We start from the raw sequence: 13,014 nt of genomic DNA on the forward strand, positions 1-13,014 counted from the left end.
ATTAAACCTCTTACCGACTCAGTTTTACACTATTTCTAGGTTTTTTATCCATACTGTCTCATAAAAAAGACAAATACTTGCGGTAAATCATTAAATAACACACCAAGCGGTCAATATATTACCTCAACGGCATTGTTAATATTCATTAAATACTATAAAATCCATCATGCTATATCACTAAATTATCACACTGATTTTCACAAAGTAAAAGGAATTTACATGAAAAATTCTGCTCATTTCTGTCTTGCTGTTTTGGCACTGTCTGCTGCAGTAGGCGTACAGGCTGCTCGTCCTGTTGAATTTACCGTTGGTAGCGAATATTACAAAGAGACCTATCGTGAATACGAAAAAGATGGTAGCCGCTTAATGCAACAAAAAGGCAATCTGTGGTCTATTAATGCCGGCGTCAAATACCGTTTTAACGATCGCCATGCGGCAAAATTAGAAGGCCGTTATTCCCGCGGTAAATCTGATTACACAGGAAGCTTCCAAAATGGATTTGGTGAATCTACAGGTTATGGTTCTGCCACCGTCAAAGGTTCGCCACGTCGCGTATATGATATCCGCGCCTTATACGAGTATACATATCCAGTTAACGATCGCTTTAGCCTGACTGCCGGTACAGGCTTGGGTCACCGTGTTCTAAGAGACTTAAACAGACGAATTGACCCAAATGATTATGACCGCAAAAACCGAACTACATACGCGCAAATCAATGCCGGTGTAAATGTTGCCCTTCCTGCAAACTTTGAAATTGCTCCTCGTATTGCTTACAATCGTGCCGTTAAAGGCCGTCAGTATTCTTACGAGCCAAATCGAGAAGAAACCAGAATGAAACAAGGTGGTGGACAAGGTATTGAGGTTGAAGTACCTGTATCTAAAAAATTCGCTAACGGTTCTAAAATCACCCTGACCCCGTTCTATCGAGGCTGGAAAGTTAAAGATTCAAACTTCACCGTTACAGAAGACTATGGCTTCGTTCAATTTGGTTCAATTGAACCCAAAAACCGCACTCAAGAAACGGGTGTAAGATTGCAATACTCTTTCTAATTTGATGAATTTAAGTAGTTAAAACGTTTCAGACGGCCTTGTATATAACAGGCCGTCTGAATTTTTTGATACTTCCCAAATCTCACCATTACGCTAATACCATCAGATATAAGACATTATCAGTCAAAAAATCTACCGATGATTTCTCCGGGTAAGAGCTAGTCTTTTGCTATCCAACCGACCATCAACATCAAGTCAAGCAAGCCGCATTCAAAATGCCGATCGAGATGGACACTGCACCAAACAGCACGCCGACGGCGACATTGTTGCCGATAAGTTCTGGGGTAGCGTCTTTAATCATCATTGTTGCAGCAAAATAGACAAAAATCTGAATCACTGCTGCGGCAAGTCCCCACAGGATAAAATCGATGAAGCTGACGCTGTGTGCAATGCTTGAGGCAAGCGTCAGACAGAAACCGATCAACGCGCCGCCAAACGACAAGGCGCAGGCAAGGTTGCCGTTTTTAATCAGGCGCAATTCTTCGGCGGGGGTAATCCGCAGATATACGGCACCGAAAACGACAGTCATGGCGATACCTGCCAACATGTATTGCAGGTAGAGCAGATATTGGGACAGAGAAATACTCACGATAAGATTCCTTGGTTTGCAATAAAGTGATTATGCCATACTTTTGAAGATAAACCCTTTAGAAAATACGGCATTTTGGAAGCACTTCAGGCCGTCTGAAACAGCTCGATTTTTAATTCATGTTTTATTGTGATAATTGTTGACGATTTTTGTATGTTTATGTAACTATTGCGCACCGCTATTTATTAGAGCAAAGAGGAGAATATGAGCATACTCGCAGCCATCCGCCCTAAAGAGCCTTTGCGTCATCTGCGCTGGTTTGACATGCTGATTGTGACCGCTATCCTGTTCGGTCAATTTGCCTACCGTTCTACCCAACTTTATATCGCCAGCCTGATGCCGCAAGTGGAAACAGCCGCGGTTGCCGAAGAAGTACGAGATACTGCGGTAACCGGAGTGGCTTATTCTGAAAACATGAGCCTGCAATTGACGCTGCTTGCTATTGCTCTGATTTACCTCATTATTCGCCGTTTCGACTTCAAACAATTGCCGATTCGTTTTAACTTAGGCGTATTGTTTTGGACGCCTGTGATTTTTATCCTGATGGGTCTGACTGCCGATGCGGTGACTTCGTTAAGCGGCGGCTACAATTACTTCACCACTGAAATCTTCCAATACATCAAACCATTATCCATTTTTGACAAATTCGCCGCCCTTGCGCCGATGGCCATCCTCTACGGCCTTTTAAACGGCTTTTATGAGGAATTCTGTTTCCTCGGCCTCTTGACCTGCGTGGAAGACAAATACAAATGGCAGGCATTGGCCTATTCGACCTTGGTGCGCATCTCCTTCCATACTTATCAAGGCATGCTTTGGGCGACCGTTATCGGCGTTATTTTCGGCTTGATGTACTACTTCTTCTACAAATACAAAGTTAAAAACCTGCTGCCGTTTTTCCTGATTCACGCCTTGGCAGATATCTTCGGCTCCGGCTTCATCTATTTGATTTGCGCTTAATGGCAACGGTTGACTGAATAAACAAGGCCGTCTGAAACATCATTTTTCAGACGGCCTTTTATCATCTATCGGTTTACTTAATCAAAGTAATTGCTACATCGGCATCTTCGGTTGCAACTGCCTCAATCACTGCATCGCCGCCAAACCGCAACACCGAGCCTGCGCCGACAGTATGTTTTTCAGTCTGATTCAACGTCACGTCAAAGCTTCCTTTTCCAACGGCAAAAATCAACGTTTTAAAACCCGGATGATCGTGCGGCTTAATTTGCTCCCCTTTCTTCATGTCTTTCTTAACGACCATGTAATTTTCGCCGCTGAAAATCTTACCGTTTTCGGAAGAAACCTCCCCCAAAGGCGCGGCAGAAACGGCAACGGAAAACAAAGCAGACAGCAATACAGCGGAAATATTGGAAACTTTCATGACAAGCCTTTCTTAAAACAGGGCTTCCATTCTATAAAAATCCACTTTATTCTTCAATAATAATTCTCATTTTCTAATAAAAAGACCGTCTGAAACCCAACGATATTGTTCAGACAGCCTGATTGACCTGTATAATATTTTCTTATTAATAAAACCGCTTTACACACCCATCAAATGGAAACCGTCAGAAAAGATCCGCTCGGCTCGGCATGGATGGTTATTGCCGCGCTCGGCTTTACCGTCATGAACCTCTCCGTCAAAGCCGCCTCTACACATTTCGGCTTTTCCAGCGGCGAGCTGGTCTTTTGGCGCATGCTGGTCTCCACCCTGTTCTTAGGCATCATGGCCAAAGCGCAAGGCAACACGTTTTCCACGCCGTATTGGAAAACCCATCTCAACCGCAGCGTCATCGGCACGCTTGCCATGATGTGCACGTTTTATTCCGTCATGCATCTGCCGCTGGCAACAGGCGTCACGCTCAACTACACGTCCTCCATCTGGCTTGCCATTTTTTCATTTTTCATTTTAAAAGAACGAATTACACTTTATACCCAAGCCATTTTGGTTATGGGCTTTATCGGCGTTATCCTGTTGCTCAACCCATCTTTTCAAGGCGGACAGGAATTTGCCGCGCTGGTCAGTTTGGCAGGCGGCGCCATGTCGGGCTGGGCATATTTGCAGGTGCGCGAACTCTCGCTTTTGGGCGAACCGGGCTGGCGCGTGGTGTTTTATTTGTCGCTTACCGGCCTGATTATGGGCGCAGTCTGGAGCACCATCACAGGCTGGCATCCGCTGACCATCTCTTCCCTGCCCTATCTGGCCGGCATCGGCATCTCCGCCATGATTGCACAATTGGCCATGACCCGCGCCTATAAGGTCGGCAAGAAATTTACCGTTGCCTCGCTTTCCTACCTAACCGTCGTTTTCTCCGCCCTATCCGGCGTACTGCTTTTCGGCGATAAAATCACTTGGCAGGAAGCCGCCGGCATGGTTATCATTGTTGCAGGCGGCGTGTTCAGCAGCTTTACTCCGGCCTCAATCAAAAAATTTCTGATGAAGCAATAATTTAACAAGGAGAACACCATGATTTCCATCCGCGAACAATCTTACGGCTTAAACGTAGCGCTGTACAACGAGTTCACTTTGGACGATTTCCGCCAATTGGAAGAAGCCTTGTTGGCCGCAAAACAAAAAGTCCATCTGCCCGACATCCTGTTGGACTTGTCCATGCTGAAAGACTTCACCATCGATATGGCGGTCGAACAAATCAAATTCCTCAACCAACATGAAACCGACTTTGGCCGCGTTGCCGTCATTACCGACGATATTTGGATCAAACTCGGCGCGCGCCTGTCCAGCCTCTTGACCAACCAACATCCCAAATATTTCAGCGATGCCACCGAAGCACAGGCTTGGTTGTTGGCAAGCAATTTGAAATAAAAACAAGGCCGTCTGAACGCATTACCTGAGCAAATTCAAAACCGCTTAGGCCCAAAATCAACGGTATCACAATATTTTTCAAAGCATAAGAAAGGCCGTCTGAAACCTTGCAACCTGCAAAGTTTCAGACGGCCTTTCATCGTTTTTATTCAAAAACTTACATCACATCCAACACATCAATACCCAACAACTCCAAGCCTTGTTTCAGCGTGTCGCCGGTCAACTTCGCCAGTTGCAGACGGCTGTTGCGGGTTGCGCCTTCTGATTTCAAAATCGGGCAGGCTTCGTAGAAACGGCTGAACAAGGTAGCGATTTGATAGAGGTAGGCAGCTAGGTAGTGCGGATACGCAGTATCTGCCACGCTTTGCAGCACGTCTTCAAATTTCAGCAGCTCGGCGGCCAGTTGCTTTTCCAAAGGTTCGATCAAAACGGTTGGCGCAGTTGCGTCCCATTCACCGGCTTTGCGGAACACGCTTTGTACGCGTGTGTAGGCGTATTGCAGGTAGGGGGCGGTATTGCCTTCAAACGAAAGCATGGCGTCCCAGTCGAACACATAATCGCTGGTGCGGTTTTTGCTCAAATCGGCGTATTTGACTGCGCCGATGCCGACGGTTTTGCCGATTTTACCTGCTTCGTCTGTGCCCAATTCAGGATTTTTCTCTTTTACCAAAGCAGTGGCGCGCTCGACTGCTTCGGTCAGCAGGTCAACCAGTTTTACGGTGTCGCCGCTGCGCGTTTTGAACGGTTTGCCGTCTTTGCCCATCATCGTGCCGAAGCCGATAAACTCGGCTTTTACATCTTCCGGCAGATAGCCTGCTTTGCGGGAAGTGGTAAAGAGTTGTTCGAAGTGCAGGGCTTGGCGGTGGTCGACGACGTACAGCAAGCGGTCTGCATGAAGCGTGCTGACACGGTAGCGCAAACACGCCAAGTCGGTGGACGCATAAAGGAAGCCGCCGCCTTGTTTTTGCACGATAATTGCGGCAGGTTCGCCCTCTTTGTTTTTAAACTCGTCCAAGAACACGACTTTCGCGCCGTCGTCTTCGACTGCTAAACCTTTTTGAACCAAATCATCGACTACGGGCTGCAAATCGTCGTTATATTTCGATTCGCCCGCCACATCTTCAGGGCGCAGTTTCAAGCCCAGCGTGTCGTAAACGGCTTGGGCATGTGAGAGCGAAATATCGACAAACTGTTTCCACAACGCCAACACGGTTTCATCACCGCCTTGCAGTTTCACAACATATTCGCGTGCGGTGTCGGCGAAGGCAGGATCTTCGTCAAAGCGTACTTTGGCAGCACGGTAAAACTGTTCCAAATCCGCCAGCTCGAACGCGGCATTATCTTTTTGCTGCTCAACCAAATAAGCGACCAACATGCCAAACTGCGTACCCCAGTCGCCGACGTGGTTTTGACGGATAACGGTGTTGCCCATAAACTCCAACACGCGCGAAATGCTGTCGCCGATGATGCTGGAGCGCAGGTGGCCGACGTGCATTTCTTTGGCCAAATTAGGCGAGGAATAGTCGATAACGACGGTTTTCGGTTGGTCGGTTTTCGCTACGCCGAAACGCGCGTTGTTCAAGGCCGTCTGAATGTTTTGAGCGAGAAATTCAGGACGCAGGCGCAGGTTGATAAAGCCCGGGCCAGCGACTTCCGCGCTTTCAATCACAGCGTTGTCGGCCAATGCTTCGGCCACTTTTTGCGCCAACTCGCGCGGATTTTGTTTGGCTTTTTTCGCCGCACCCATCACGCCGTTGATTTGGAAATCGCCGAAGTCGGGATTTTTCGCCGCCTGCAATACAACGGGGCTGTCGGACAAACCGGCAGCGGCAAAGGCTGCTTGGGCTTCACGTTCGACGGTTTGGTATAAATTCATGTTTTCGGTCTCTATCAATTCAAATCAGGCGGTATTTTAAAAGAATTTCGGGCTTTAAAACAGGGCAAGCTGCAATACTTTTCCAGCGGCTTGTTATATGATTGCATTCTGATTCAACGATTTTGCTGTAAAGGCCGTCTGAAAGGAAAAGCCATGAACCCCAAAAATACGCTTTGTCTGATTGTCGATATTCAAGAACGCCTGCTGCCCGCCCTTTCCGGCACGGATGAAATGTTGGAACGCTGCCGCCTGCTGATTCAAGGTTTGACGGCTTTGAATGTACCCTTTGCCGTAACCGAACAATATCCGAAAGGTTTAGGCAACACCGTATCCGCTGTATCGCTGCTGTTGCCCGAAGGCACGCCTGTTGTCGAAAAAACCCAATTCTCGGCGTTTTTACCTGAAATTCAGGAAATATTACGCAAAAACGACATCAAAAACATTATTTTGGTGGGCGCAGAAGCGCATATCTGTATGCTTCAGACGGCCTTGGATTTGAAGGCGCAAGGTTACGCCGTATCCCTGCCTTTTGAATGCACCGCCTCGCGTACAACGGCCAACCGCGACAATGGTTTGGCGCAAATGAGCCGTCAAGGCATTATCGTTTCCAATGTCGAAAGTATTTTGTTCCAACTGCTCGGCGATGCCAAACATCCGGCCTTTAAGACTATCTCCAAACTGATTCAATAACAGGCCGTCTGAAATGCAATACACCATCCGCCCTGCCCTGCGCCAAGACTTGCCCGCCATCGTCGATATTTACAACAGCACCGTGGCCACGCACCAATCTACGGCCGATTTGTCGCCGACCACGGTTGCCGAACGCGAAATATGGTTTGCCGCGCACACGGACAAACGCCCGATCTACGCCCTTTACGATGCCGACGGCACCATATTGGCCTGGGGCAGTTTCAGCGACTACCATCCGCGCTACGCCTATCACATTAGCGCGGAAGTCAGCATTTATGTCCGCCACGATATGCGCGGCGCAGGCGTGGGCAAAATCCTGTTGCGGCACATGCTCGAACGCGCACCTTCCTTAGGCATCCACAACGTCATCGCGCTTGTGTTTGGCCACAACTATCCGAGCCTGAACCTGTTTCACCGTTTCGGTTTTGAAGAATGGGGGCGGCTGCCGCAAGTCTGCGATTTGGAAACCATGTTGGCAGACGTGGTGATTTTGGGCAAAAGGATTGTGGATTGATTACGACAAAGGCCGTCTGAAAACTGAATTCAGACGGCCTTTTGACGGCAAAACCTTTATTCCGGTTTCTTCGCCAGCATAGTGACGAATTTAAACTGAATCGGATTGCCAAATTCGTCTTTCGCGTGCATCGAACCCAACTCTTCCTTGTATTCTACCAATTCCCAATCCTTATAGTATTCGCGCAACTCGCCCTCGCCGAACTTGAACGGGAACGGCATCGGGCAAGGGAAATCTTCCGTATCCATCGCAGACACGATCAGGTTGTAACCGCCGGGGTTGGTGTGTTCCTTCATATTGGCAATCACGTCAGGAACGTAACGCGGCATCAGGAACATAAACACCACGGTCGCCACCATATAATCGAAGTTTTCCTGAATATTGGCGGCGTTGAGGTCGTATTCAAACGCGCGGACATTCAATTCTTCAATACGCGCCAGCTCTTCCACGTTTTGAACCGCGTTCGGATTATTATCGACAGCGGTAACGTCAAAACCTTTCAAACCCAAATACAGCGCATTGCGGCCCTGACCACAGCCCATATCCAAAACCTTGCCGACGGGCACGATGCCTTCGGCGGCACGGACAGCCGAATGTGTCGCGCTCATGCCGTATTTCTTATTGAAATAGTCCGCCGCCTCGCAGTAAAACGACAGTTGGATTTCCGTATCTTGCGTTTGCGGCGCGATAAAGTGCCATGCTTGCGGATGGATAATCCAATCGCCGCTTTCAGGCGTCAGCTCGTGCGTGGCCGTAACATTGCCCGCCTCGTCCACTTCATTGAAGTTCAGACGGCCTTGGAGGACATTGAGGCAGCCCCAAGTACCGGCAGCAGTATTGTGTTTGGACAACAAAGCTTCGGGAATCTCGTCCGCCGTCCACACCGGCATCTGTTTGTAACAAAACAATTCTTGCTGTTCGCTCATCATGTTTCCTTTCTATTTTGACGGTTTCAACACAGCTTCTGCCAAGGCTTTCTGAATGGCAATCACGCTCTTGTCGCTTTTAAATTGCAAGGTTTCGGTCGGCGCTTCGCCGGAAGAAACCCAAATCTTCAGCTCAGCATCCAAATCGAAATGACCCGAGGTTTCCACCGAAAAGCGCGATACGGAACGGTACGGAATCGAACGGTAAGACACTTTCTTGCCGGTCAACCCTTGCTTGTCCACCAACACCAGCCGATATTCGGTAAACACAATCAAATCGCGCACCAGGCTGAATGCCATTTTTACCTGTTCGCCATCAATCAGGATATTCGCCAAATCGCGTTCCACCGCATCGGCGTCTTTGTGTGAAGCATTGCCCAAAAGGCCGCTGAACAATCCCATATCTGCCTGCTTTCTATACGAGTGATAAAGTGCAGGGTATTTTACACGCGCAAACCGTATTTGCCGATATTTCAGACGGCCTTATGTTATGATACTGCCTTATTCGACAAAGACATGCCCATGGATAAACCCGTTTACCTCTACACAGACGGCGCATGCAAAGGCAACCCCGGCGCAGGCGGCTGGGGAGTATTTATGCGCTACGGCACACACGAAAAAGAACTGTTCGGCGGCGAAGCCGAAACCACTAACAACCGCATGGAGCTAACCGCCGTTATCGAAGGACTGAAATCCTTAAAACGCCGCTGCCAAGTCGTCATCTGCACCGACTCGCAATACGTCAAAAACGGCATGGAAAGCTGGATACACGGCTGGAAAAAAAACGGCTGGAAAACCGCCGCCAAAAAACCGGTTAAAAACGACGATTTATGGAAAGAGCTGGATAGTTTGGTTCAACAACACGATGTCCGCTGGACGTGGGTAAAAGGCCACGCCGGACACCCTGAAAACGAAAAAGCCGACGAGCTTGCTAATCAGGGGGCGGCAAAATTTGCATAACACTTCGTCCATGACTGCACTCGGACATCTCAAACCATTCTTTTGGATTGCCATCATTGCATTGATTTGTGTGACGCCCATAGCATTTATAGTGGATTAAATTTAAATCAGGACAAGGCGACGAAGCCGCAGACAGTACAGATAGTACGGCAAGGCGAGGCAACGCCGTACTGGTTTAAAGTTAATCCACTATATGTTCGCCTATTCGCCCTTTCATGATGCCAATGATTTTTTTTAAATTTGGATTGTGTGATCACGTTAAGAGTGCCGAAGAATGTGCCGACTGAATCACGCCCACCTATTTATTTTGGTGGTTTATACCTGAACCGTGGCTGTTCACATTCATCACGCTGACTGCTATTTACCTCATTCTAAAAATCCTGATGGCAATCATCCGATTCCTATTCAGACTAAAAAAGAGAAAACCATGACCTGCCCCATCTGCACTGCCGACAACGAAGATATTTTGCTGCAAACGCCAAACCTGCGCGTGATCGCCGTCCACAATGAAGCCGGCGCACCGGCATTCTGCCGCGTTATTTGGAATAACCATGTCTCCGAGATGACCGACCTTTCCCCTGCCGAACGCAACGAAATCATGGAAATGGTGTATCAGGTTGAAGCCGCAATGCGCCAAGTCTTCCGCCCGGCCAAAATCAATCTGGCCAGCCTCGGCAATGTTGTGCCACACCTGCATTGGCACGTCATCGCCCGTTTTGAAAACGACGCCAATTTCCCCGCGCCGATTTGGGCTGCGCCCGTCCGCGAACACGGTATGGCCTTGCCCGAAAACTGGCCGGAACAAATCAAAAACTTAATCGCTTAAACTTTCAGACGGCCTGTAAGGTCCGACACGCCAAGTTCAGGCCGTCTGAACATATAACGAAAGGAAAACCTCAATGAACTCTACCACGCGTCGCCATTTCCTGCGTACCTGCTCTGCCGCGGCAGGCGCAGGGTTGTTGCAAGCCTGCGGCACAGGCACGACCACCACGCCGCAAACAAAAACCACATCTACCACCGCGAAAGCCCAAACCGTGCAACCTAAGCAACCCCATCCGCCACGTTCCAGCGACAACCTCCTGCGCGTTGTTGCGCCGTCAGGCTTCGCCGAAGACCCCAACCGCGTGACCACCGGCCTGACCCGCCTCTACAACGCAGGCTTTACCGTGACCAACCAACAGGCAGGCAGCCGCCGTTACCAACGCTTTGCCGGCAGCGATGCCCAACGCGCCGCCGACTTCCAAGACGTTGCCAGCGGTCGTGTCGAAACGCCTAAAGTCTTGATGGGCCTGCGCGGCGGCTACGGCGCGGCACGCATCCTGCCGCAAATTGACTTTGCCTCACTCGGCGCCAGAATGCGCGAACGCGGCACATTATTCTTCGGTTTCAGCGACGTGTGCGCCGTCCAACTCGCCCTGTTGGCCAAAGGCAATATGATGAGCTTTGCAGGCCCGATGGTGTACAGCGAATTCGGCAAAGCAGACCCCAGCGTCTTTACCATGGATTCTTTCATCCGCGGCACGACCAACAACGTCAACATCGTTGATGTTCCAACCATCCAACGCGCTGATGTCAACGTCGAAGGTACATTATGGGGCGGCAACCTAAGCGTACTCGCTTCCCTCGCCGGTACGCCCTACATGCCCGATATTCAAGGCGGCATCCTCTTTATCGAAGACGTCAGCGAGCAACCCTACCGCATCGAGCGCATGCTCAATACGCTTTATCTGTCAGGTGTTTTGCAAAAACAACGCGCCATCATCTTCGGCGATTTCCGCATGGGCACCATCCGTGACACGTACGATTCCAGCTACGATTTCTCCGCCGTCGTCAACCACATTTCGCGCACCGCCAAGATTCCTGTGTTGACCGGCTTCCCATTCGGCCACATCACCAACAAAACCACTTTCCCGTTGGGCGCGCATGCCAAAGTCCGCAATACCGGCAACGGCGGTTATTCCGTCACCTTCAGCGGCTATCCTACGCTGAACCCGTCCGCGCTAACGCTCGACAGCCTGCTGCCGCCTCCTGTTCCGACTTACGACAGCACTATCTACCGCGACAGCATCACTGAAGAAGTCACCGAATAAGGCTTGTTCAAATCAAAAGGCCGTCTGAAATCCAGTTTCAGACGGCCTTTTTATATCTTCATCTTAACCGTAACGTCGTTGGAAATCTTTCATAAAGTCGGCCAACGCGTTCACACCTTCAAGCGGCATCGCATTGTAAATGCTGGCACGCATACCGCCGACGGTTTTATAGCCCTTAAGCAGGCACAAGCCCTGCAACTCGGCTTCCAACACAAAGTGGCGATCCAAGTCTTCGCTTGCGGTTTTGAAGACCACGTTCATTTTGGAGCGTGCATCAGGATGGATATCGTTGATGTAAAAACCGCCGCTGCCGTCTATCGTCTCATACAAGGTTTGCGCCTTAATTCGATTGACCGCTTCAATTTTTTTCACACCGCCCTGCGTTTGCAGCCAGCGGAATACCAAGCCCGACATATAAATCGCATAAGTGGAAGGCGTGTTGTACATACCGTCGCGGTTGATGTGCGAACGGTAGTTGAACACATCGGGGATATCGTTCGGACAACGCTCAAGCAAATCCTCGCGGATAATGACCACGGTTGCACCCGCAGGACCGATATTTTTTTGCGCGCCAGCATAAATCAAGCCGTAATCGGATACATCAAACTCACGAGACAAAATCTCGCTCGACATATCGCACACCAGCGGCGGCAGGCCGTCTGAAAGTTTGGGGACATTTTGATACTGCAAGCCGTTTACGGTTTCATTAATCGCAAAATGAACAAACGCAGAATTCGGGTTGATATCCCAATCCTCAACCGCAGGCAGGTTTTTATAGGCATATTGCTCGCCGCCATGCGCGGCCAAACGGATTTCGGCATTGCTCAAACGGCTCATCTGTTCATAGGCAATACGGCTCCAGTTGCCCGTTACCACCGCATCGGCAGTCGCAAAACCGTGTGCCAAATTCATGACCACCATATTAAATTGCGTGGTCGCACCACCCTGTAAAAACAGGATTTTATAGTTGGACGGAATATTCAAAAGCTGGTGCAAGTCTTGTTCGGCATGATGCAGAATACTCAAAAACATATCCGAACGGTGGCTCATCGCCATCACGGGGAAACCCGTGCCGTTGTAGTCGAGCATTTCCTGTTGCGCGGTACGCAATACCGCTTCCGGCAATACGGCAGGACCTGCGGAAAAATTGTAAATCGGGTGTGCGGACATGGCGGCCTTCTTTCTTATTCGGTGGGTATGAAGAAATTGTAGAACCGCCTTGCACATTGTGCAAGCACGAAAAATCCGGAAATACAAGGCCGTCTGAAAACAAAGCAATACCAATTATTTGTTTTCCAAAATAATTTTAGAAACACCATATCAAAACTTGTCAACAATTTCCTTTTCAGGCGGCCTCAACCCTCCCCTTTACATTTAAGCAATCACTTCAAAAAATCCACGCCAAATCAACACTTTTCTTTTATCTTGAAAACAGTTATAATAGGGCAATTTTTCAAATCACACGAAAAATGGCCGCGCGGCCATTTTTTTGTTTATG

The 13,014-nt window shown here is 49.1% G+C and carries 15 protein-coding genes and 1 pseudogene; 10 read left to right on the forward strand and 6 right to left on the reverse strand.

Annotated elements, in window-relative coordinates; translation table 11 throughout:
• The first annotated feature begins 219 nt into the window (after window positions 1-219).
• Window positions 220-1,050 carry an outer membrane beta-barrel protein gene (locus tag ACTHTK_RS03320; protein WP_440378346.1) on the forward strand — a complete coding sequence of 277 codons (831 nt, stop codon included), beginning with the start codon at window positions 220-222 and terminating at the stop codon, window positions 1,048-1,050.
• Between the two features lie 190 nt (window positions 1,051-1,240).
• Here the strand turns inward: ACTHTK_RS03320 and ACTHTK_RS03325 are convergent, their stop codons facing one another.
• Window positions 1,241-1,639, reverse strand: coding sequence for a DUF350 domain-containing protein (locus tag ACTHTK_RS03325; protein ID WP_440378347.1), 399 nt, complete (start codon window positions 1,637-1,639; stop codon window positions 1,241-1,243).
• Between the two features lie 204 nt (window positions 1,640-1,843).
• Here ACTHTK_RS03325 and ACTHTK_RS03330 point away from each other — a divergent pair, with 204 nt between their 5' ends.
• Window positions 1,844-2,596, forward strand: coding sequence for a CPBP family glutamic-type intramembrane protease (locus ACTHTK_RS03330; protein WP_293203815.1), 753 nt, complete (start codon window positions 1,844-1,846; stop codon window positions 2,594-2,596).
• Between the two features lie 73 nt (window positions 2,597-2,669).
• Here ACTHTK_RS03330 and ACTHTK_RS03335 read toward each other — a convergent pair whose 3' ends face one another.
• A complete protein-coding gene (locus tag ACTHTK_RS03335; protein ID WP_003686176.1) occupies window positions 2,670-3,017 on the reverse strand; it encodes a hypothetical protein in 348 nt (115 codons plus the stop codon).
• Window positions 3,018-3,191: 174 nt separating this feature from the next.
• Between ACTHTK_RS03335 and ACTHTK_RS03340 the strand changes: the two genes are divergently transcribed.
• Together ACTHTK_RS03340 and ACTHTK_RS03345 are read left to right on the forward strand one after the other, a co-directional pair.
• Window positions 3,192-4,082: a DMT family transporter gene (locus tag ACTHTK_RS03340; protein WP_440378348.1), complete on the forward strand. Its 891-nt coding sequence runs from the start codon at window positions 3,192-3,194 to the stop codon at window positions 4,080-4,082.
• 18 nt (window positions 4,083-4,100) lie between these two features.
• The gene (locus ACTHTK_RS03345; RefSeq protein ID WP_003686136.1) at window positions 4,101-4,457 is read left to right on the forward strand and encodes an STAS/SEC14 domain-containing protein; all 357 of its coding nucleotides are present in this window, start codon (window positions 4,101-4,103) and stop codon (window positions 4,455-4,457) included.
• A gap of 157 nt (window positions 4,458-4,614) precedes the next feature.
• Here ACTHTK_RS03345 and argS read toward each other — a convergent pair whose 3' ends face one another.
• Complete coding sequence (argS, locus tag ACTHTK_RS03350; protein WP_107723598.1) at window positions 4,615-6,333, reverse strand: arginine--tRNA ligase; 1,719 nt, start codon at window positions 6,331-6,333, stop codon at window positions 4,615-4,617.
• A gap of 153 nt (window positions 6,334-6,486) precedes the next feature.
• On the opposite strand from argS, the gene ACTHTK_RS03355 reads away from it, so the two are divergent.
• Window positions 6,487-7,023, forward strand: coding sequence for an isochorismatase family protein (locus ACTHTK_RS03355; protein ID WP_440378349.1), 537 nt, complete (start codon window positions 6,487-6,489; stop codon window positions 7,021-7,023).
• A gap of 13 nt (window positions 7,024-7,036) precedes the next feature.
• Entirely contained in the window at window positions 7,037-7,537 is a 501-nt protein-coding gene (locus ACTHTK_RS03360) for a GNAT family N-acetyltransferase (protein ID WP_107723600.1), read from the forward strand.
• Window positions 7,538-7,593: 56 nt separating this feature from the next.
• Here the strand turns inward: ACTHTK_RS03360 and tehB are convergent, their stop codons facing one another.
• Window positions 7,594-8,463, reverse strand: a complete 870-nt coding sequence (gene tehB / locus ACTHTK_RS03365; protein WP_070504464.1) for an SAM-dependent methyltransferase TehB — start codon at window positions 8,461-8,463, stop codon at window positions 7,594-7,596.
• A gap of 12 nt (window positions 8,464-8,475) precedes the next feature.
• Window positions 8,476-8,865 carry a PH domain-containing protein gene (locus tag ACTHTK_RS03370; protein WP_440378350.1) on the reverse strand — a complete coding sequence of 130 codons (390 nt, stop codon included), beginning with the start codon at window positions 8,863-8,865 and terminating at the stop codon, window positions 8,476-8,478.
• A gap of 120 nt (window positions 8,866-8,985) precedes the next feature.
• Here ACTHTK_RS03370 and rnhA point away from each other — a divergent pair, with 120 nt between their 5' ends.
• The 4 genes and pseudogenes from rnhA to ACTHTK_RS03390 all read left to right on the forward strand — a co-directional run bounded on the left by rnhA (window position 8,986) and on the right by ACTHTK_RS03390 (window position 11,516).
• On the forward strand, window positions 8,986-9,423 hold the full coding sequence (gene rnhA / locus ACTHTK_RS03375) for a ribonuclease HI (RefSeq protein WP_036473212.1): 438 nt from the start codon (window positions 8,986-8,988) through the stop codon (window positions 9,421-9,423).
• An 87-nt stretch (window positions 9,424-9,510) separates the two neighbouring features.
• A pseudogene (locus ACTHTK_RS03380) lies at window positions 9,511-9,621 on the forward strand (IS5/IS1182 family transposase); the annotation flags it as partial.
• A gap of 229 nt (window positions 9,622-9,850) precedes the next feature.
• Window positions 9,851-10,249 (forward strand): HIT family protein, encoded by a 399-nt coding sequence (locus ACTHTK_RS03385; RefSeq protein WP_070843395.1) that lies wholly within the window; start codon window positions 9,851-9,853, stop codon window positions 10,247-10,249.
• 73 nt (window positions 10,250-10,322) lie between these two features.
• Window positions 10,323-11,516 carry an LD-carboxypeptidase gene (locus ACTHTK_RS03390; protein ID WP_440378351.1) on the forward strand — a complete coding sequence of 398 codons (1,194 nt, stop codon included), beginning with the start codon at window positions 10,323-10,325 and terminating at the stop codon, window positions 11,514-11,516.
• Window positions 11,517-11,579: 63 nt separating this feature from the next.
• Here ACTHTK_RS03390 and serC read toward each other — a convergent pair whose 3' ends face one another.
• Entirely contained in the window at window positions 11,580-12,686 is a 1,107-nt protein-coding gene (serC, locus tag ACTHTK_RS03395) for a phosphoserine transaminase (RefSeq protein WP_440378352.1), read from the reverse strand.
• Between the last annotated feature and the right edge of the window lie 328 nt (window positions 12,687-13,014).

The organism is Neisseria sp. P0006.S009 (assembly GCF_051962915.1).
GTDB lineage: Bacteria > Pseudomonadota > Gammaproteobacteria > Burkholderiales > Neisseriaceae > Neisseria > Neisseria subflava_E.